Genomic DNA, 21394 nt, shown 5'->3' with positions numbered 1-21394 from the left:
AAAATCGCCGATATAATTTCATATACCATAAAATCACAAGACATTTGCCCCTCATAAAGGAATATATATTTAAAAGGAGGCGGATTGAAATGAAGAGGGTAATGTACGTTGTATTATTACTTAGCCTTGTCATTGGAATGACAGCTTGTAACGATGAAACGTCCTCAAGTCGCACACTTTTAGCTATTGGAAAGCCAGCGAAAGATAATGTTATATATTTTACGCATACAGATAACAGACGAAAGATACAGGAAATACAAGACATGTTTCAAAATAAGAAGTGGAAAAGAAATAAAACATTCAGCACTGTGAATAAGACACCAGATGTCGTCTTTTCAATAGATGAAGACAATGCAGGGTTACCAACATTATATGTTACGGTGTATTTTCATGAAGATGGAGCGGACGTTCTTAACTTGTACGGGGAGTATACGAGTTTAAATAAACAAGAACTTGCAATGCTGAGAGAAAAGATGAGTGCATATTATCCTAAAATGATTTCTGGTCTAGTTTCATAAATTACTTGCAAACAAAATTACCTTATCTTTCCAAAACAAATGAAGAGAAAGTGATCTGTCTATATGCAGTTAATGGAATAACACTTGCCACTTTAATTTTCTTTTAATATAATTAATTTAGAATTTTTAAATATTCTAAATTTTATAAAGGTGGGGTTTGTGTGAATCTCGTTCAATCTTTGGCTGAAACGGCGAAAAAGAAGGGGGATAAACCGGCTTATATATTTATGGATCAGTCGGTCTCATATGACCAATTAAACAAAATGGTCACAAGGTTTTCTAGCAATTTAGCAGAAATGGGCATTGGAAAAGGGGACAATGTTGCATTAGTTGTTGGAAATTCACCACATTTTTTGGTCGGTTTATACGGAACAATGAAAGCGGGAGCAACTGTTATTCCAGTTAATCCAATTTATACAGCAGACGAAATGCATTACATTTTACAAAATGGAGATGTAAAAACAATCATCGTACTCGACGTCCTTCTACCTGTTATACAATCTCTTACAACAAGACTTCCTTCATTAGAAAACATCATCATATGCGAAACCTCATCAGATTTTAACCATACAGAAACCGAAAAAATGAAAACGTTTACTAGAATGATAGGGGCTGGAGATTTAACTTACGAAGGCCCTGAGCTAGATGAAGAAGATGTAGCGGTTATTCTATACACTTCAGGCACGACTGGAAAACCGAAAGGCGCTATGTTAACTCATAAAAATTTATATAGTAATGCGAGCGATGTGGCGTCGTATTTACAATATACGGCTAATGATCGCGTCGTTGCGGCACTGCCGATGTTCCATGTATTTTGTTTAACGGTGGCGGTCAATGCACCGATTGTGAACGGAGCAACGATTTTAATGTTACCGAAATTTAGTCCGAAAGAAGTATTCCGTATTTGTCGTACGTACGAACCGACGATTTTTGCTGGTGTACCGACGATGTACAATTATTTATATTTATTCGAAGAAGCGAGCGCGGAAGATGTGAAGACACTTCGCCTTTGTATTTCAGGTGGTGCTTCAATGCCAGTTGCTCTTCTGCAAAACTTTGAAAAACGTTTTGACGTTATCGTTTCAGAAGGATACGGTTTATCAGAAGCATCACCAGTTACTTGTTTTAATCCGCTTGATCGTCCGCGTAAACCAGGATCGATCGGTACAAATATTTGGCATGTAGAAAATAAAATTGTAAATGAACTTGGGGAAGAAGTACCTGTCGGAGCAGTCGGTGAATTAATTGTTCGCGGACCTAACGTTATGAAAGGATATTATAACGCGCCAGAAGATACAGCTGCGACATTAAAGGACGGCTGGTTGTATACAGGAGACTTAGCGAAAATGGATGAAGAAGGTTACTTCTATATCGTTGATCGTAAAAAGGATATCGTCCTAGTTGGCGGTTATAACGTATACCCTCGTGAAGTAGAGGAAGTATTGTATACACACGAATCTGTAGCAGAAGTGGTCGTAATCGGCGTTCCTGATGAAAACTTAGGAGAAGCAGTGCGAGCTTACGTCGTTCTGAAACAAACGAACGTAACAGAAGAAGAACTGATGCATTACTGTGCGTTACATTTAGCGAAATATAAAGTGCCAAAGAGTATTGAATTTTTAACAGAATTGCCGAAGAATACGACAGGTAAATTGCTGAGAAGAGCTTTGAGAGAAAAAGCGATGCAAGTTTAAAAATAGGGGCAACCATCTTTATGAAGATGGTTGCCTTTCTACTTTTTAGCATTGGTTAAGCTATGGTGCCATATATTTAAACCGTAATATGACTAATAAGGAGGAGATATAAGTGGAACAGAAGGAATTACGTTTACGGCGAGTGCAGTATCTTATTTGTGACATTATGGATGAAATGAATGCTGAAAGTGAGAAGAAAAACTTAGAGATTTTGCAGCAAGTCATTGATCATCTTTCAGGAGCAATAGGTGATTTAGTGGATCCATCAAGCTCGTATTCTATTGATTATTTAGAGAGGAAAGTTCATACGGCACATTATTTACTTTTTAATAACGAGCGGAAGGCGTACTTATGTAGGAAATAATATTATCATTTCTATTTGACATTGATAATCATTATCAATATGATAGTTATGTTGGATATATTTATATAAAGGGAGATGTCATATTGATAATGATTAAGAAAAAACATGTAAATGCATTCGTTATAGCAGCAACGTTAGTAGTTCCATTTAGCGGTATTATGGCACCAATCGCGAAAGCTGAAGCAGCGGTTGAAATGAAAGCAAATAGTAGACTAGCAGATGGCACGTATGACGTTATTTTAAAGACTTATAAAGATCAAACGAATGATACATCGGTTGCTTCTACATATTTAAAAAATGAAAAAGTAACCGTTCAAGGTGATAAAAAAATCGTTACGTTAACAGTTCAAGATAGTAGCTATTTCCAGTATCTTAGAGTAGAAGATACGAATAAAGTAGGGACATTCCATGATATAAAAGTAATTTCCGAAGATAAAGCGAATAACGGTACGAAAGTTGTTCAATTTGAAATTGATGAGTTTTCGAAAAAATATAATATGCAAATGCATATATTAATTCCAGCAATTAAATATGATCATAAATATCAAGTACAGTTTGAAATTGATGCGAGTGCAATTGAACAGAAGCCTAAATTCTCTGACGTACCAGCATGGGCACAAGAGTCAGTTCAATATTTAGTAGATAAAGAAGCAGTGCACGGTAAGCCAGATGGTACATTTGCACCGGCTGAAAATATCGATCGTAGTTCCGCTGCAAAAATATTAGCAACTGTTTTAGGTTTAGAAATTAAGAAAGATGCAAAGCCGTCATTCCCTGATGCACAAAATCACTGGGCAACGCCGTATATCGCAGCAGTTGAAAAAGCAGGTATTGTAAAAGGTGATGAGAGGGGGAACTTTAATCCGAGCGGGTTAATTAACCGTGCATCAATGGCTTCTATGCTAGTAAATGCATATAAATTAGAAAGAAATGAAAATATAAAACTACCGAAAGAATTTGCTGACTTAAACAATCATTGGGGTGCGAAGTATGCCAATATTTTAATCCAAGAAAACATTTCAATTGGAACAGATAATGGCTGGGCTCCAGATAAAGCGGTAAGCCGTGCGGAAGCAGCACAATTTATTGCGAAGGCGGATAAGTTGAAGAAATAAAGTGAACGAAAAGTCAGTGAGGGAAAATCATCACTGACTTTTCGTTATTAAAAAAACAAATTCCAAGTTGACACATGCGAATTACAGAATTAAAATGAAAAGAAATCGAATACATTAGAAGCTAATCAGATAAACTGAAGGCGCACAATGTTCACGTTTGTGAATATATTGTGTGCCTTTTTCTATTGTATAAACTAAGGGGGATTTAACGATGAAACAGTGGGGGAAGGCAGCGTTTATGAAAAGTACAGGTGTTTTATTATCAGCAGTTGTACTTTTATCAGGGTGTGGTTCAGCAACATCCACTAATAATTCTGAAGGAAATGGAGATAAAAATACAGTTGAGCTTTTAAATGTTTCGTATGATCCAACTAGGGAGTTATATCAAGACTTCAATAAAGATTTTGCGAAGTACTGGAAAGAGAAGCATGGGCAAACAGTAAATGTAAAACAATCGCACGGAGGATCTGGAAGTCAGGCGCGTTCTGTTATTGATGGCTTAGAAGCAGACGTTGTTACGCTAGCGCTAGCTTATGATATTGATGCGATTAGCAAGAAGAAACAACTAGCAGAAGATTGGCAGAAGCGACTTGCGGATAATTCCACTCCGTACACATCAACAATTGTATTTCTTGTACGAAAAGGAAACCCGAAAGGAATTAAAGATTGGGATGATTTAACGAAAAAAGGTGTGTCTGTCATTACGCCTAATCCGAAAACATCAGGCGGAGCACGTTGGAACTATTTAGGGGCATGGGGATATGCGCTGAAAAAATATAACAATAGTGAAGATAAAGCGAAAGAGTTTGTCGGTCAAATTTATAAAAACGTGGAAGTACTAGATTCAGGGGCACGCGGAGCAACGACAACTTTCGTTGAAAAAGGAATTGGTGACGTATTAATCGCGTGGGAAAATGAAGCATTACTATCACAAAAAGAGCTCGGAAAAGATAAATTTGAAATTGTAACACCTCCAATTAGTATACTAGCGGAACCACCAGTAGCTGTTGTGGATAAAGTAGTTGATAAAAAAGGAACGAGAAAAGTGGCAGAAGGATATCTTGAATATTTGTATTCAGAAAAGGGGCAAGAAATTGCAGCGAAAAACTTCTATCGCCCTCGTAACGAAAAGGTAGCAGAAAAATATGCATCTCAATTTCCAAAAGTTCAATTATTTACAGTAGATGAACTATTTGGCGGTTGGAAAAAAGCGCAGGAAAAACATTTTAATGATGGCGGTGTATTCGATCAAATTTATAAAAAATAAGGGGGGATGAGGTGAAAGAAGATGAGGAAAAAACGTGTTTTACCGGGGTTTGGATTATCTCTTGGATTTACAATGCTATATATGAGTTTATTCGTACTTATACCACTTTCTATCGTATTTATTCAAACTTCACAGTTAGGTTGGAAGAAATTTGCTGAAGTTGTAACGAGCGAGCGTGTGCTGCATTCTTATCAAGTGAGTTTAACGACTTCACTTGCAGCAGCGGTTGTAAATGCCATTTTTGGCTTATTAATTGCTTGGGTACTCGTTCGTTATACATTTCCAGGGAAACGATTGTTAGATGGATTAATAGATTTACCTTTCGCTCTTCCGACTGCTGTAGCTGGTATTACACTGACAACGCTATATGCCGAAAATGGCTGGGTGGGGAAAATATTTAGTATGTTTCATATAAAAGTAGCTTTTACGCCGCTCGGAATTATTGTTGCACTTACGTTTATTGGGTTACCATTTGTCGTTCGAATGGTGCAACCAGTACTTCAAAATATTGATAAAGAAGTAGAAGAGGCGGCTTCTAGTTTAGGGGCGTCACGCTTCCAAATATTTGTGAAAATCATTTTGCCAGAAATATTCCCAGCTTTACTTGCTGGCTTTTCACTCGCATTTGCACGGGCATTAGGAGAATACGGATCTGTCGTTTTCATCGCAGGTAATATGCCCATGAAAACAGAAATCGCACCGCTTATGATTATGACGAAACTCGAACAATATGATTATGCAGGAGCAACAGCAGTAGCAGCAGTTATGCTTATCATTTCGCTTCTTTTCCTTCTTCTTATTAATATGATTCAAAGCTGGAGTAGAAGGCATGAATTAAAAAGTGAATAGGAGGAGAGAAAGTGGAACCAACATTATTAGAAAAGAAAATAATAAAAAAAGTGTCAGCTAAAAAAGAATCTAAACTTGTACCAAGCATATTAATTGCGATTACAGTTTTATTTTTATCTCTCTTTCTATTACTCCCGCTCGTAACAATTTTTTTGAAAGCTTTTGAAAAAGGATTTGATGTATACTTTGCTGCTATCACTGATCAAGAAGCATTTTCAGCAATTAGGTTAACGCTTCTCGTTGCGTTAATCGTTGTACCGCTGAATACGGTATTCGGAATTGCAGCGGCATGGCTTATTACAAAGTTTCAGTTTAAAGGAAAACAGGTATTATTATCTCTTATTGAACTGCCGTTTGCCGTGTCACCAGTTATCGCAGGATTAGTGTTCGTTTTACTCTTCACACCGAGGGGGGCTCTTGGTGAATGGCTACTCGAACATGGAGTGAAACTCATTTTCTCTGTTCCTGGCATTATTATCGCAACAATCTTTGTAACTTTCCCGTTCGTTGCACGGGAATTAATTCCGATTATGCAGGCGCAAGGGAAAAGTGAAGAAGAGGCGGCTTTATCACTTGGCGCAAGCGGCTGGAAAATGTTTTGGCGCGTTACGCTTCCTAATATAAAATGGGGCCTTTTATACGGGATGATCCTATGTAATGCCCGTGCTATCGGTGAGTTCGGAGCAGTTTCTGTTGTATCAGGTCACGTGCGCGGCGTTACGAATACGATGCCGCTTCACATTGAAATTTTGTACAATGAATATCAATTTTCAGCAGCGTTCGCTGTGGCGACTTTAATGTCACTCATCGCTGTTCTTACGCTCGTTATAAAAAACTGGATTGAATGGAGAATGGAAAAACGACAATAAGGGGGGATTATGGTGAGTATTCAAATTCAAAATGTATCAAAACGATATGGTACATTTCAGGCGCTAACAGATATTCATTTGGATATTCCCAAAGGCGAACTTGTCGCTTTATTAGGCCCGTCAGGTTCTGGGAAAACGACGTTATTACGAATTATTGCAGGATTAGAAGAAGCGGATGAAGGCTCTATTTCATTTGAAGGGGAAGATCTAACAGACATTCACGTAAAAAATCGGCAAGTCGGTTTCGTCTTCCAACACTATGCGCTTTTTAAACATATGAATGTATTTGAAAATGTCGCTTTCGGTTTAAAGGTAAGAAAGAAAAGCTTAAGACCGTCAGCAGAAGTGATAGAAGAAAAAGTAACAGAACTATTGAAACTAGTAAAAATGGATGGTTTCGCCAAACGTTACCCAGCACAACTATCTGGCGGACAACGACAGCGTATCGCACTAGCTCGAGCACTTGCAGTCGAACCGAAAATTTTATTACTTGATGAACCGTTCGGTGCACTTGATGCAAAGGTAAGAAAAGAATTACGAAGATGGCTCCGGAAACTACATGACGAATTTCAAATTACGAGTGTATTCGTAACACATGACCAAGAAGAAGCGTTAGACGTTGCAGACCGCATCGTTGTAATGAATGAAGGTCGCATTGAACAAATGGGAACGCCGGAGGAAGTATATGAAAACCCAGCAACCCCGTTCGTGTACGACTTTTTAGGAAATGTAAATTTATTTCACGGCCGCGTCAATAAAGGTAAGCTAAATGTAGGATCGGTAGAACTAGAAGCACCAGAGCATAAACACGTTTCAAACGTAGACGGAGTAGCTTACGTAAGGCCACATCACTTATCTATCTCTCGTACAAAACAAAGCGTAGATGCAATCCCGGCGAAAGTATCATATTCTCACGCAGTTGGACCTGTCGTATATGTAGAATTAAAACGAGACGGAACAGATGAGTATTTAGAAGCAGAAATTAGTAAAGAACAGTTCAAACAGCTAAGCATTCAAGCGGGTGATGTTGTATACGTACAGCCGAAAGAAGTGAAGGTGTTTATTCCGGAGGATTTTGTGATTTAAGAGTGAACACTCTTAAATTACAAAATCTATTAATAAGAAAAGGTCTCCTAAAAGATATTTTAGGAGACCTTTTCTTTGTTTGTCGTAATAACTTTTTCTCATATGAAATGTAGTAGGAAGTTTGTATATATAATAGCGGAGTGTGTTCAAATAACTATTGGATACAAGTAGTAATGAAGATATTTCTCTTACTTTCTTAAACACAGTTATTACAATTAGAAGACCCACATTTACGCTATTCCAATGAAACTCAATGTATTAGCTTCATTGCACAAACTGATGTCGGCCGCGGAAAATGGGCCCAGTTCAATGTAACGAATACAGTGAAGGCATGGGTAGATGGCGCGAGACCAAACAACGGTTTTAAACTACATGCAATATGGTGGTTCAGATGTAGGCTACGGTGCGCATATACATTTAAACCAACAAAAGGCAGAAACAATTACATTAACAGGAATGTCTAAATCTCAAAATGTAGAAAATACCGCACCAGATAAGCTCTCAAGAGATTACTCTATTTGGGCAGATGTGTATTATCAAGATGGTAGTGGGGCTAATTACCAAACGAAATTCCCAAGTGGGACAAATGATTGGAATCGTAGTGCAGTTGTGATTCCAGCAACAAAACCAATTAAACGTATGGAAATCTATCTTCTCTTTAGAAATAATAACAAAGGGAAAGTTTGGTTTGATAACATCCGTTTACTAGAAGGTAACGCTCTTATTAAAAACGAGTACGACAACGATGGCAATGTTGTTGCGACGTATGATGAAGAAGGACAGAAGAATACATTCACATACGATGCATCTGGAAATAAAAAGAGCGAAACAGATGAAAAAGGAAATACAAAACTATATGATTATAACAAGGATAATCTATTAATGAAGGTTACATTGAAAAATGGTACCTCTGTAAATTATCGTTATGATTATAATGGAAACACAACAGAAAAATCTGTCATGTTTGGTGGGAAAACACAAACACACAAATATGAATATGATGTAGATAATAAAAATACAGTGTATATCGATGCGTTAAACCGTCGTATTGAAAATACGTACGATGAAAATGCAAACAAGATTAAAACAAAAATGCCAAATGGTTCTATCTTAGAGTCTGTATATGATACAGCAGATCGCCTCGTTGGTGAAAAGCGTAATGGAAAAGATTCATTTACATTCGAACGTGACCAAAATGGACAAGTTACGAAAGTAAAAGATCATGTCAACGGGGTAGAACGCACGAAAACATACGACAAGGCTGACCGTGTCACAAACGCAACAGATAGCCGAGGCGGAAAAATTGACTGGGCATATCATGACAAAGCAAACAGCAAGACAGAAAAACTAAAAGAACAAACAGTAACGCAAGGCGGATACACAAATAAAGTATCGTATGACTACAACACGTTAGAGCAAAACATTCGTGTAACAGACGGTTCTCAAACGTATCGATTTGACTATGATGATCAAGGAAATGTTCGTACGTATACAGCTGGAAATGGTTCAGATTATACTTTTAACTATGACCACGCGAACAAAATTAAAGATTTAGTAGTCGGTACATCAAACAGTATTCTACTTTCTGAACGATATGAATATGATCAAGCGGGTAACCGTACGAAGATTAAACATGAAGGTGCGGGCGGAAAAGTAACAGAGACAAACTTTGTCTATGACCCGATTAACCAACTATTAAATGAAGCATTGCCAAACGGAACAAGTAAATCTTACACATTGGAATCACAAGTTTTTATAGGTTTAGGCAAGCTGATAACATAAGAGTCTGTTTGCATGTTCTATCTTTTTTTATGTACAATAAGGATAAGAAATGATATAGACAGGGAGAGAAAATCCATGTCCACTAAATTAGTAAATTTACGGATTGATTTTGCTTTTAAACAGTTATTTGGAACGAAAGGAAATGAGGAAATTTTAGCAGGTTTCTTAAATGCAATTTTAGAGGAATCTTTAGATGCACCTATTACATCGTTACAACTAGACGATCCACATCTCCATAAATCTTATGAAGATGATAAGCTATCAATTTTAGACTTATTAGCAACGCTAGGTAATGGAACGCAAGTGAATATCGAAATTCAGCTTAGGAATACACATGATATGGTAAAGCGATCTTTATATTACTGGAGTAAACTTTATACATCCCAGATGCAAGAAGGAATGCCATATCGTTCACTTCGAAAAACCATTACTATTAACTTATTAGATTTTATTTTATTTTCTCAGGATGATGCATTTCATACTATCGGACAATTATGGAATACTAAAATGCAGCAACTCTTAAGTGACGACATTGAAATTCATTTTGTAGAAATACCAAAATTGGTAAAACAATGGCGTGAAGAAAAAGTAAACCCGTGGGAAAATACATTTGTTCGTTGGATGTTATTATTACCAGCACATGAAGATGAACGTTTAACTCAAACATTGGAGGAGATTGCGATGAATCAAGATCCAATTTTACAAAAGGCAATAAATAAATGGGAAAATATGAGTCATGATTCTTCTTTCCGAACAGCATATGAAGCTCGAGAGAAATTACTTTTAGATGAACAAGCTAAGTTAGCTCATGCAGAACAAGAGGGCATGGAAAAAGGCATTGAACAAGGTAAGATGCAGATGATTCGAGGGATGTATGAAATTGGTGTATCGCTTGAAACTATTGCAAAAGCAAGTAAGTTGAGTGTGGAGGAAATAGAACGTATCTTGAAATTAAAGTAAATATATGAACCTAAGGTACTCATGAATAAAAGAAAATAGATGCTTATTATTATGATACGTTTAATAGAAAAGCAGTGCTGAAAATTTTGGCAGTGCTTTTTCTTAATTAATTTTTTGGTGTTTTTCATTCCTCTCACATTGCTTTAAACACTTCAGAAACGACGTTATTGTTATATGTTATATCGAAAATTAAACAACTATCTTAACCCTGTCCTAAAGTTTCACAACACCAATTGAATTAAGTACTACTTCGTATTAATCAAAGACACAGAAAATATTTAGGTTGGAAAACTACCCCACACAGCGTTCCGGGAGGAATTGTCGCACTTAGATTGACAAGCTGTCTATGTAAAGAATGTCTAATCATACAAACTTCCATGCAGAGCGCTTAAGTTTGTTCTGTAGTATTGAAAGGTTTATTTTAATGTGAAGTGAAAGAGTTTGTAATTTAAATAAAAACCGAACCACCATCTAAATGGCCGTTCGGTTTTCTTTATCTATTTTTTCTCTACTAATTTCTTATTCTTCCAATCTAATGTAAACGATTTATTAAATGTTTTTTGATCAACATCTTTTACGTTGTTTCCAACCCAGTTTGCAGTTCCGAATGTGTAGCCTGGACGAAGTTGGTAGTCGTCGGCATGTTTTGTATAAGCGACTTGTAGGTTAGATTGGTCTGTATTTTTTTCAGAGATAACAACAGCAATCATCCCAGGAGAGAAACCGCTATTTGTTAATGCTGGAAGTTGATCCATCGGTATTAAATTACCTTTTGCATCGGATTCATATAGGTATGTGCGAGAGTACATGAACAGTTGGTTTCCGTATAAAGAATGGTAGGAGTCACGTGTGTAAATGCCCCAGTTTTGATTGTTATATCCGTTAAAGAATACGTTCCACTTTACGTTTTTATTTGTTTGGTCAATTAAGTTTGTTTTATAACTAGTTTGTTTATAGCTTACAGAGTCAGACCAAGTTATTTGACCAGTTGCACCTGCTTCAGCACTAGGGCCATTTGGCGTTGCAGAAGCTTTAACAGAACCACCAAGTTGATAAGATACGCTAGATGTTACAGTCGTTTCTTCTACAGCATTTGTAGGTGCTACGTTAAAGAAGCGAGCGCTGTTATCTTGAAGATTAAATGCAATATCATATTGTGAAGGATAGCGTAATGTTGCACTAGCGCCAGGAATTGGGTAGTTATCAACAGGGGCACTATTTATAGTAGGATTTGCTTTTAGGAAACTACCAGTTGTATTAATAACGGCAATCTGTTTATCGGCGCTTGGATCATCAATAAAAGTTACCTTTAAAGACATTGTCATATTATCAGTTTGATCATTATTAAATGTATTATAGCTTGTATGTGTTTTTGCATTTTGCCCGATATCTGTTACAACTTGTGACGTCGTTTGAGCGTAAGCAGCAGGTGTTGAAAGTGCTAAAGCGCTACTAGCAAAAACAGCGGATAATGCTAAACATTTTAAATATGTTTTAGAACGTTTCATACAATCACTCCCTTTTATTTTTGTCGATATATGTCGTATTTCGTTTATATCGTAACATGAAAATAAAACGGAAGGGATAGTTATGCATAATTGCATAGGTGAGTTTTGGATAGTGAAATTTTATGAATCCTTCTCAAGGGAATCGCCGCTGTATTGTTTATATATTCCTCCTCATCAACTCCCCAACTTGCGTCGCAACATACTCAACATCACTATCAATTTCGTCTAACACGTAAGATTCCAAAATGCCCATGACAGCCGTTCCTAAAAATTTTAAAATGATGTGTTTATCGATGTTTTTATTTATTGATGTGTTTGTGTTTAACTTTTTCTCTATTTCGCCCATGATGAAAATTAATAATTTTTTTTGAAATGATAATGTGCTGTTACTTTTAAATAACGCCGCGAAAAATGGTTTGTGTTCTTTGAAGTATTCAAACCATATGATCGTTCCTTCTATAAATCCTTTGTTTTGTTTCTCATAGCATATTTCTTTTAATTGGTCTAAATGATCGTCCACAATTTTATCTAATAAATTGTACTTATCTAGATAGTGTAAGTAAAAAGTTTTTCGCCCGATGTTTGCTTTTTCGGTAATGTTTTTTACTGTAATTTCGTCGAAACCATCTGTAATTAACATCTCTATAAATGCAGATTGAATGGCGTTTTGTGATTTTATAATTCTTCGATCGATTTTCTCCATATGGTGTTCCTCCGTTGTTGATACACATATTTCTGTATGTGTGTATTATCACCCAAATGCGTAAATGTGGTCATTGAAACAAGGTGCTACTCATTTTATTATAAATATACACGTGAGTAATAACTCTCGCAAGTGTAAAATTAAAAATGAGATAAAGGTGGTTTTATATATGGCAGTTACGAAGAAAAATGTACGATTTTATGCAAGAGGTTTACAAGTTGCAGGTATTTTGAACATTCCTGAAGGTGCTGAGGAAAAGAAACAAAATGCAGCGATTGTTTGTGTGCATCCAGGTAGTAGCTGTAAAGATCAAACAGCAGGATTGTATGCGGAAAAGTTAGCAGAACAAGGGTATGTAACGCTTGCGTTTGATGCATCGTATCAAGGGGAAAGTGAAGGTGCACCGAGATATATAGAAGAGCCAGCTGCGCGAGTTGAGGATATTCGCTCAGCAGTAGATTATGTAACTACCCTACCTTATATAGATGAAGAACGTATCGGTGTGTTAGGGGTTTGTGCAGGCGGTGGTTATGCGGTAAATGCTGCGATGACAGAGCGCCGTATTAAAGCGGTTGGTACAGTTGTTGGTGCAAATATCGGTCGTTTAAATCGTGAGTCTAACCCGATTGGTGTGTTAGAGGCAATTGGTAAACAACGCACTGCTGAAGCGCGCGGAGCAGAAGAAATGATTACAAATTGGATTCCTAAAAATCAGGAAGAGTTAGAGGCAGCAGGTATGACGGATATAGATATTGTAGAAGCAGTTGAGTATTATACAACACAGCGAGGGCAAAGTGTGAACTCTCCAAACAAATTAAACTTTACAAGTATGGGATCGGTAATTGGTTTTGATGCGTTCCATTTAGCAGATACGTTATTAACGCAGCCGCTGCAAATTGTTGTCGGCAGCAAGCAAGGTGCATTCGGTTCTTATAAAGATGGTCATGAGCTTTATGAGAAAGCAGCTTCAGAGAAGAAAGACTTACTTGTTGTGGAAGGTGCGAGTCACTACGATTTATATGATCAACCAGAACCAGTAAAAATTGCGGTTGAAAAATTAACAAGTTTCTATAACGAAAATCTGTAAAAGGAATGTTGTTTTGAATTGCACCTCTAATTGTTAGATTTGCGTCTAGCAATTAGGGGTTTTTATTGTGAAGATTGCAGTGCTTAATATTTACGTTTAACGTGCATAACAAGATATAATAGAAGAAATACATAAGGAGGCACGCTGTGAAGAATCGTCGTTATTTCAATATATTTACTATGTTACTTGTATACACACTACTTATGTTTTACATCGGCTGGAACGGATGGGTTTGGCTTCATGCGGTATTTGGCTGGGAGTCTTGGGGATATTACGCTTTCGTTGTTGGCTTCATTTCATATGCGTACATTCTCGTGCAAGTGTTTAAGTTTTTGCCATTTCTACGAACGATAGGTTCGATTTGGTTTGCGGTTATACAATACGCGCTTATGCTATTGCCTTTAGCTAATATTATGGTCTTTCTTTTACAGTTTTCAGTGGAGAAAGAAGCGGCAATTATTTGGACAGGGGCGGCTGTGTTAGCTGCATTTATTTTAATCTTTGCGTACGGAGTATTCAACGCATATAGCCCGGTAGTAAGAAAATACGAGGTGCACATACCGAAAAAAGTAGAGGGACGTAAAAGCTTACGCATTGCGATGGCTTCTGATATGCATTTTGGTAAACTATCTGGCGTTTCGCATTTAAAAAGACTTGTCCATCATGTAAATGAAATGGAGCCTGATATTATTTTACTGCCAGGAGATATTATCGATGATCATCCAGGTGTGTTCATTCAAAAAAATATGGGGCACATTATGAAACAAATGAAAGCTCCACTAGGCGTATATGGTGTGTTAGGAAACCACGAATATTACGGGCGAGCAGTTCCAGAATTTTTACAAGAGATGGATAAGATCGATATTCGTATTTTGTTAGATGAAGTGATCACAATTGAAGATGACTTCTATCTTGTTGGAAGAAGAGATAAAACAGAGCGAGATCGCCAAAGTTTTGAAAATCTTATGAGTACGGTAGATAAAACGATGCCAGTTATCGCAATGGATCATCAACCATTCGAGTTAAAACAAGCAGCGGATGCTGGCGTAGATTTACTATTATCCGGTCATACGCACCGCGGACAAATGGCACCAAATCATATTGTAACGAGAAGAATGTATGAACTAGACTGGGGATACGCACAAAAAGGTGCATTCCACGCAATTGTTTCTTCTGGTTTCGGATTTTGGGGACCGCCGCTTAGACTTGGAAGTAGATCTGAGGTTGTACAGGTGGAGGTTACGTTTGAATAAGTGTATGTAATAGAGAGCTAATGGCTCTCTATTCTTACAAATAAAAAAAGGCTCCGTATAAGGAGCACTCAATAAAAACAAATGAATTAAAACAAATAACAGACATGTATAATATACAACATTTTTAATTTAATATCAATATATTAGGATTTAAAAATTTTATTGGTGTTGATTTTATAAAAGAGGTACGATTATAAGAGGCGGCTAAGATAGAGGGGGATTATAAGTGATCATATCAGATATACTATACGGAGAATTTAAAGTGGATCAAGTGGTAGAAGAATTAATCTTAAGTAAGTCTGTGCAAAGACTAAAAGGTATTCATCAAACTGGCGCAAGTTATTTAGTGAACAAGGAATGGAATGTAACGCGCTTTGATCATTCAGTTGGTGTTATGTTGTTAGTTAAAAAGCTAGGTGGTTCAGTAGAAGAGCAAATTGCAGGTTTACTGCACGATGTATCGCATACTGCTTTTTCTCATGTGATTGATTACGTTTTTGATAATAGAAATGAAAGTTATCATGAAGAGATATTTAGTTCTGTTGTGAAAAACTCAGAAATTCCAGCGATTCTTGCAAAGTATGGCTATAACTATGAAGATATTTTATTAGATGATTCAAAGTGGACGTTATTGGAAAGGTCAGCGCCCGAATTATGCGCAGATCGAGTGGATTATACGTTACGAGATATGTATACATATGGGTATATTTCTTTAGAAGAAGCTCACAGTTTTTTAGAGGATGTAATTGAAGTAAACGGAAAGATGGTCCTTCAAAACATCGAAATGGCAGATTGGTTTACAGAAACGTATTACAAAGAAGTCATCGATTTCTTTATGCAACCAATGAATAGTTACGGAAATGATATGTTAGCAAAAACGCTAAAGTTAGCTCTACACAAAAAGGTTATTCATGCAGATGATTTTCTTCTTGAAGATGATGAGCTAATTTCGAAATTGCAGCAATGTAGTGATCCGGAAGTACATGCTTTAGTAAGCAAAGTTCATCCGAATGTAAAAGTAAAAGAAGATAGAAATGATTATGATTTATATCAGAAAAATAAAGTCCGTCTTATTGATCCGTCGTTACTTCGTGAAGGGGAAGTCGTTCCATCGTCTGTTGTGTCAGAAAACATAAGGAAGATGAGTGAGGTCGCTTATGAAAAAGCGGTGAGAGGGATGTATGTGAAAGTGATTTCGGATTAACAGAAAGAAGGTATCATCACATAAGATGATACCTTCTTTCTATTCATCTAATATTTTCCACTCGTTTCCCCAATCCTTCATCGCGTCAAAAATAGGATGGAGTGTTTCACCTTTTTTTGTTAGGGAATATTCCACGTGAGGTGGCATAGTTGAATAGATTGTTCTCTTTATAATATTTTCTTGTTCAAGTTCTTTTAAGCGAAGTGAGAGGGTGCGTGGGCTAATGCCACTTAGACGTCTTTCAAGTTCAGCAAAACGTTTAGGACTATAAAACAAATCTCTTAAAATTAAGAAAGTCCATTTGCCACCTATTACAGACATTGTTTTTTCAATGGGGCATTTTAATAAAATTTCTTCATTTATATTTTCCATATAAACACTCCTTACTATATAAAAGTATAGGTACTATATAAAAAATTAGTACTTTTATAATTAAAGTACTTTATTTATTATAGTCCTAAAGGAATATATAGGTAAATTACTAATTTTTGAAAGGGGAGTTAGCAAGTGAGTGGGGTGGCTAGCAGAAATTTAGATGTTCAAACAAAAGAAAAATCAGGTATTATCATTTTAATCGCTATGGCAATGGGATTTATTATGGCAACATTAGACGTAACAGTAGTAAATGTTGCAGTGGTAAATATTCAAGAAACATTAGGACTGACATTGTATAGTTCGACATGGATTGTTGACGGATATATTTTATCTTTTGCGGCATTATTATTAGCTGGAGGGGCGTTGGCCAATCGATTTGGAGCAAAAAAAATATATATGATTGGTTTAATTATTTTTGTGTTCGCATCTCTTTTATGTACGATTGCTACAACGGGGAACGCTCTTGTTATAGGGCGGATAATTCAAGGTGTTGGAGCGGCTTTATTTATGCCAAGTTCACTTAATTTATTAGTATTATCGTTTCCGGATGAAAAGAAGAGAGCTAAAATGTTTGGGATATGGTCCGCAATTGTCTCTGTTGCTTCTGGTACGGGCCCTTTTATTGGTGGCCTTTTAGTAAATACATTTGGTTGGCGAAGCATTTTTATTATAAATCTTCCAATCGGGATGATTGGTATTTTAATGGCTTTTGTAATTATTCCAAATGTTTTACCGAAAAAGGAGAAGATAAATGTAGCGAATCATTTAATCGGTATAATTGCAATAACATTGTTGGCGTTTACTCTAATTGAAGGGCCAAGTTACGGATGGTCTTCGCCTCAAATTTTAGGAGGAGTAGTGGGGACGGTATTAACTACTATTCTCTTTGTTTATGCAGAACGAAAATCAAAAAACTCAGTTGTACCAAGAGTGTTGTTCCAAAACGAGACATTTAGCTCGGCGAATATAGTTGGATTTCTAATAAACTTTGCGTTATTTGGTGGCATATTTATGTTCGGACTCTTTTTGCAAAAAGCATACGGAGCAAGCCCATTTGTAGCAGGATTACAACTATTGCCGATGATGAGCGTATTTGTTATTGGGAATGTATTATTTGCAAAAATGGTGACTAAGTTTAGCTCAAAATCGTTATTATTCATAGCGTTATTTATAGCTAGTATAGGGTCTATATTATTAATGCTTGTAGTAAATAATGTGAGTTATATAGGAATTGCAGTTATATATAGTATGGTTAACCTTGGGATAGGGATCGCGGTACCTGCCATGACTACAATTGTAATGAAATCTGCTGGTCGTGAAAATGGGAATATGGCTGGAGCAACTTTAAATGTAAATCGTCAAATTGGTGCATTAGTCGGTATAGCAATTATGGGAATCATTTTAAATGAATCATCGAATTGGTACAAAGGAGCAAGCAATAGTTTTTTAGTTATTGGGATCGCCTATTTATGTGCAGTATTTTTAGTTTGGAAGTTTGTAGAGCGGGAATAAAAAAGTAGAGCATCACCCCTAGATGCTCTACTTTTCCTACATCACTGATTAAACCAATTCCAAACCTCAATATCTCCAAGAGTCGCATAACGAACGTGAGGCGAGTTTTGTAATTTTAATAACTCTTTCGACGGTCCGGTAATGACGATCCCGTATACTTTTACACCGTTCTCTTTTACATACTCATAGCGTTTATCTAAGTTTAGTTCTTTTTCAGGAGTCCGAGTAGTTTTACTTACAGTTTCTTTATGTGTAGAAAGAATGCGCATCATTTCGATTACTTCATCTTCTTTTGTCTTCGGTCGTTCTACTTCACTATCAGGGAGGTTTATATGTTCTGGAAATCCGATAACCTCTCCGCCATGTAGGATGAAATCTTCTTCATCTATTCTTTCTTGCCCTGTGTCTAAAGCGTACCATAAAGGAGTTGGTGGCATTTCTTGTGCTTCAAATACGCTATATAGTATGGATTCTATTTCCTTTAACGTATATGGTTTGTCAAAAGAAATAGCTACTTCAGCAACGGTTCCATCATGTACTTTTGCAAGTGTATCCCAAACTTTTTTAGACGATTCTTTTAAGTGATCACCTTGTTTTATTTTTGGATGAACAAAATAAAGATTAGAGTAATTCAATTTGTTTGCCCAAGATTTACTTGTAACAGTTACAGACGATAAGAAGCTTTTCGTTGTTACGGTACCGAATTGAACTTCTTTTTTGCCGACAGTTTTAACTAAATTCATTTCATTTTCTGTACGGAAAAAGGGTTTGATTTTTGTACTGCCTCCAGCGGAACGACTATTTGGAATGGTTGCTTCTAGTGCGAGTGCTGGAATCTCATTTACTTCGGCTAAATTTTTCATATTATAGAAGTAAAGAGAAGACGAAAAATGACCGACAAAATAGATTGCTATACAAACAGCAAGGACAAAACTAACGGTTTGCCAACGTTGTTTCCATTTTATTTTCCAAAACGGGACTTTCAGATTTTGTGGTGGTAGTTTTTTCTTTATTGGTTCATTCTTTAAAAGCAACTCATCTAAGTAAGCTTCACACTCTTCACATGTTTCAATATGACTTTCTAACAGCTCCTGTTCATCATGCGTGAGCGTTCCATTTTCGTACTTCTCCCATAGTTTTTTAAATTCTGCACAACCCATCTGTATCACTCCTCTATGTTTCTTGCTTCTTTCCGTCCGCGGTGTAATTCAATTTTCACTTTCGCTAATGAGAGACCGGTCATTTCTGCTATTTCCTTATACGAGAATCCGTAGTAATCTCGTAGTAACAGGACATTTCGTCTTTCAAGCGGAAGAGAAGATAAACTGTCTAACCAACTAGCAATCTCATGTTTTACAAAATATTCATGCTCTGTACTTGGCACGTTTGGTAAATGGAATTCTTCCACTGTAGTTGTTTTATATTTTTTCTCTTTTCGATACCAATCGATAAAGGCGTTGTAGGCGATCGTAAATAACCACGGCCTAATTTCTTCTCCTTTATAATAGTCAATATGGACGAGCATTCGGTAAAAGGTTTCTTGCATGAGATCTTCAGCAAAATGAGAATCTCCGGTGAGAGAGAGAAGATAGCGAAATAAATCATGCATATGATCTGTATAAATGTCTTCTAATGATTGTTTGCGTTTCACTAATTTCCCTCCCTTCATACATAACAACGAAATACATATAAAAAAGTTACAATGTTTTATGGAATTATAGTAAAAAACGTCAAGAATTGGATTGTATTCTCTTTTATCATAATACATATAAGGCGGGTGAACAGAGATGGAAAGCTATGAAACACAAATTCAAAGGTCCATTGATTATATTGAGGAAGATGTAATGGAAAAACAGACGCTGCGTAATTTAGCGCGTATTGCAGGTTTTTCTGAGTCGCATTTTCATCGTGTATTCCAGGCGTTAGTAGGTGATACGGTAATGGAGTATGTTCGAAAGAGGAGGTTAGCCCGGGCAGCTTATCAACTTTCTCATACGGATGAAAAAGTTATTGATATCGCATTTGAGCATGGCTTTCAATCTCACGAAACGTTCACGAGAGCCTTTAAAAAATTATTTCAAATGACACCAAGTGAATATCGAAAACAAGAAATTGAAACACCGATATATTACAGCGTGAATGTAAAGCAAAGAAAATTAAATCCGTATTTAGGAGGCATACAAATGGAATATCGTATTGTAAATAAACCAGAATTTTTAGTGGCGGGTTATGAACTGAAGACGACGAGTAAAGAAGGAAAAAACCATCAAGACATTCCAGCATTTTGGCAAGAATATTTACAAAAAGATCTTGGAACGACAATTCCGAATCGTAAAGATACGAGCCAATGGGTAGAGCTTGGATTATGTACTGATTTTAATTTAGAAACTGGGGACTTCACGTATATTATTGGAATGGAAGTTACAGACTTTGAAAATGTACCAAATGAAATTGCAAAGCGTACGTTCCCAGAAGCAACATATGCAGTATTTACAACGCCGAAAGTTCCTCATGAAGAAATGGTATCGTCTATTCACCAAACGTGGAATGCTGTATTCTCAGAATGGTTCCCGCATTCAGGCTATGAACATTGCGGCGTTACAGAGTTTGAACTATACGATGAGCGTTGCCACGAAGATAAAAGTGAGTTCGCTCAAGTAGAGCTTTGGATACCGGTGAAGAAAAAATAATAGAGTGAGGGTGAGTCATTGAGAAATGGCTCGCTTTTTTATGGGTGGATTGTTAAATTTGTATTGCCTCATCTGTAATACATTTAAAAATGATAAAATAAAGTAGCAATTAAATATTGCGGGTGGAAGGTTATGCCCTTTCTTCATTTTGTGGAGAAAGGAGGTGTAATCGTATGGAATTTCTTTTGCAAATTTTGTTGGAAATCACAAAAACTATAGCTAGAGAAGGTATAGTTATGGGATTTAAGAAATTAACGGCAAAAAAAGCGCAAAAAGAAGACCACCCGTCTGCCTGCGAAGCGTGGGAAGTCTTCTAAGCGCAAATAAGCTTTAGTTGCAACCTTCCACCTTGCGGTAATTAGTTGCATTGACGGGGTGTTGGAAGCACCTCGTCTACTTTATTTTATGCAAAACTTAGTTAGTTTATACTTCTATTTATAGTATAACAGTTTAGAAATGTATTTGTTAATAGTTTTATTTTATATAGTAGGGGAAGTAGGTTATTGTTGTCGATTTTTGTCGGTAAGTCGATATATTCAAAAAATCGCCGATATAATT

Annotated in this window: 20 protein-coding genes and 2 pseudogenes; 17 read left to right on the top strand and 5 right to left on the bottom strand. The window is 36.5% G+C overall.

Annotated elements, in window-relative coordinates; all coding sequences use genetic code 11:
- The first annotated feature begins 89 nt into the window (after nucleotides 1-89).
- The 11 genes and pseudogenes from MR079_RS22520 to MR079_RS22475 all read left to right on the top strand — a co-directional run bounded on the left by MR079_RS22520 (nucleotide 90) and on the right by MR079_RS22475 (nucleotide 10504).
- On the top strand, nucleotides 90-518 hold the full coding sequence (locus tag MR079_RS22520; RefSeq protein WP_242294666.1) for a hypothetical protein: 429 nt from the start codon (nucleotides 90-92) through the stop codon (nucleotides 516-518).
- 161 nt (nucleotides 519-679) lie between these two features.
- Entirely contained in the window at nucleotides 680-2212 is a 1533-nt protein-coding gene (locus tag MR079_RS22515) for a fatty acid--CoA ligase family protein (RefSeq protein WP_242294665.1), read from the top strand.
- Nucleotides 2213-2324: 112 nt separating this feature from the next.
- The gene (locus MR079_RS22510; RefSeq protein WP_000435470.1) at nucleotides 2325-2576 is read left to right on the top strand and encodes a hypothetical protein; all 252 of its coding nucleotides are present in this window, start codon (nucleotides 2325-2327) and stop codon (nucleotides 2574-2576) included.
- A gap of 89 nt (nucleotides 2577-2665) precedes the next feature.
- Complete coding sequence (locus tag MR079_RS22505; protein WP_242294667.1) at nucleotides 2666-3691, top strand: S-layer homology domain-containing protein; 1026 nt, start codon at nucleotides 2666-2668, stop codon at nucleotides 3689-3691.
- 211 nt (nucleotides 3692-3902) lie between these two features.
- Nucleotides 3903-4958: a sulfate ABC transporter substrate-binding protein gene (locus MR079_RS22500; protein ID WP_242294664.1), complete on the top strand. Its 1056-nt coding sequence runs from the start codon at nucleotides 3903-3905 to the stop codon at nucleotides 4956-4958.
- 21 nt (nucleotides 4959-4979) lie between these two features.
- Entirely contained in the window at nucleotides 4980-5807 is an 828-nt protein-coding gene (gene cysT, locus MR079_RS22495) for a sulfate ABC transporter permease subunit CysT (protein WP_139868791.1), read from the top strand.
- Nucleotides 5808-5818: 11 nt separating this feature from the next.
- Nucleotides 5819-6676 carry a sulfate ABC transporter permease subunit CysW gene (cysW, locus tag MR079_RS22490; RefSeq protein ID WP_139868789.1) on the top strand — a complete coding sequence of 286 codons (858 nt, stop codon included), beginning with the start codon at nucleotides 5819-5821 and terminating at the stop codon, nucleotides 6674-6676.
- Nucleotides 6677-6688: 12 nt separating this feature from the next.
- Nucleotides 6689-7762, top strand: coding sequence for a sulfate/molybdate ABC transporter ATP-binding protein (locus tag MR079_RS22485; protein ID WP_242294663.1), 1074 nt, complete (start codon nucleotides 6689-6691; stop codon nucleotides 7760-7762).
- Nucleotides 7763-8019: 257 nt separating this feature from the next.
- Nucleotides 8020-8088: pseudogene (locus MR079_RS29465) on the top strand (hypothetical protein); the annotation flags it as partial.
- A gap of 34 nt (nucleotides 8089-8122) precedes the next feature.
- Nucleotides 8123-9505, top strand: a pseudogene (locus MR079_RS22480) (wall-associated protein); the annotation flags it as partial.
- Between the two features lie 114 nt (nucleotides 9506-9619).
- Complete coding sequence (locus MR079_RS22475; protein ID WP_062822700.1) at nucleotides 9620-10504, top strand: Rpn family recombination-promoting nuclease/putative transposase; 885 nt, start codon at nucleotides 9620-9622, stop codon at nucleotides 10502-10504.
- A 497-nt stretch (nucleotides 10505-11001) separates the two neighbouring features.
- Here the strand turns inward: MR079_RS22475 and cytK2 are convergent, their stop codons facing one another.
- Nucleotides 11002-12012: a beta-channel forming cytolysin CytK2 gene (gene cytK2, locus MR079_RS22470; protein WP_242294662.1), complete on the bottom strand. Its 1011-nt coding sequence runs from the start codon at nucleotides 12010-12012 to the stop codon at nucleotides 11002-11004.
- 157 nt (nucleotides 12013-12169) lie between these two features.
- Nucleotides 12170-12715, bottom strand: a complete 546-nt coding sequence (locus MR079_RS22465) for a TetR/AcrR family transcriptional regulator (RefSeq protein WP_087995376.1) — start codon at nucleotides 12713-12715, stop codon at nucleotides 12170-12172.
- 169 nt (nucleotides 12716-12884) lie between these two features.
- Between MR079_RS22465 and MR079_RS22460 the strand changes: the two genes are divergently transcribed.
- The 3 genes from MR079_RS22460 (at nucleotide 12885) to MR079_RS22450 (ending at nucleotide 16259) form a co-directional block, all read left to right on the top strand.
- The gene (locus tag MR079_RS22460) at nucleotides 12885-13802 is read left to right on the top strand and encodes an alpha/beta hydrolase (RefSeq protein ID WP_242294661.1); all 918 of its coding nucleotides are present in this window, start codon (nucleotides 12885-12887) and stop codon (nucleotides 13800-13802) included.
- A gap of 146 nt (nucleotides 13803-13948) precedes the next feature.
- Nucleotides 13949-15055, top strand: coding sequence for a metallophosphoesterase (locus MR079_RS22455; protein WP_242294660.1), 1107 nt, complete (start codon nucleotides 13949-13951; stop codon nucleotides 15053-15055).
- 226 nt (nucleotides 15056-15281) lie between these two features.
- Complete coding sequence (locus tag MR079_RS22450; protein WP_242294659.1) at nucleotides 15282-16259, top strand: HD domain-containing protein; 978 nt, start codon at nucleotides 15282-15284, stop codon at nucleotides 16257-16259.
- A 39-nt stretch (nucleotides 16260-16298) separates the two neighbouring features.
- Here MR079_RS22450 and MR079_RS22445 read toward each other — a convergent pair whose 3' ends face one another.
- Nucleotides 16299-16631: a winged helix-turn-helix transcriptional regulator gene (locus tag MR079_RS22445; protein ID WP_242294658.1), complete on the bottom strand. Its 333-nt coding sequence runs from the start codon at nucleotides 16629-16631 to the stop codon at nucleotides 16299-16301.
- A gap of 135 nt (nucleotides 16632-16766) precedes the next feature.
- Here MR079_RS22445 and MR079_RS22440 point away from each other — a divergent pair, with 135 nt between their 5' ends.
- Complete coding sequence (locus MR079_RS22440; RefSeq protein ID WP_242294657.1) at nucleotides 16767-18146, top strand: MFS transporter; 1380 nt, start codon at nucleotides 16767-16769, stop codon at nucleotides 18144-18146.
- A gap of 41 nt (nucleotides 18147-18187) precedes the next feature.
- Here MR079_RS22440 and MR079_RS22435 read toward each other — a convergent pair whose 3' ends face one another.
- Both MR079_RS22435 and MR079_RS22430 read right to left on the bottom strand, forming a co-directional pair.
- A complete protein-coding gene (locus MR079_RS22435; RefSeq protein WP_242294656.1) occupies nucleotides 18188-19306 on the bottom strand; it encodes an anti-sigma factor in 1119 nt (372 codons plus the stop codon).
- A gap of 5 nt (nucleotides 19307-19311) precedes the next feature.
- Nucleotides 19312-19815 carry an RNA polymerase sigma factor gene (locus MR079_RS22430; RefSeq protein ID WP_242294653.1) on the bottom strand — a complete coding sequence of 168 codons (504 nt, stop codon included), beginning with the start codon at nucleotides 19813-19815 and terminating at the stop codon, nucleotides 19312-19314.
- A gap of 118 nt (nucleotides 19816-19933) precedes the next feature.
- Between MR079_RS22430 and MR079_RS22425 the strand changes: the two genes are divergently transcribed.
- A complete protein-coding gene (locus MR079_RS22425) occupies nucleotides 19934-20836 on the top strand; it encodes an AraC family transcriptional regulator (protein ID WP_242294652.1) in 903 nt (300 codons plus the stop codon).
- A gap of 173 nt (nucleotides 20837-21009) precedes the next feature.
- Nucleotides 21010-21153 (top strand): hypothetical protein, encoded by a 144-nt coding sequence (locus MR079_RS22420; protein ID WP_242294668.1) that lies wholly within the window; start codon nucleotides 21010-21012, stop codon nucleotides 21151-21153.
- Nucleotides 21154-21394 lie beyond the last annotated feature (241 nt).

Origin of the sequence: Bacillus cereus group sp. BfR-BA-01381 (genome assembly GCF_022663555.1) — a bacterium.
GTDB lineage: Bacteria > Bacillota > Bacilli > Bacillales > Bacillaceae_G > Bacillus_A > Bacillus_A pacificus.
The sequence above is the reverse complement of the archived record's forward strand: the minus strand, read 5'-3'. Positions and strand labels throughout refer to the sequence as shown.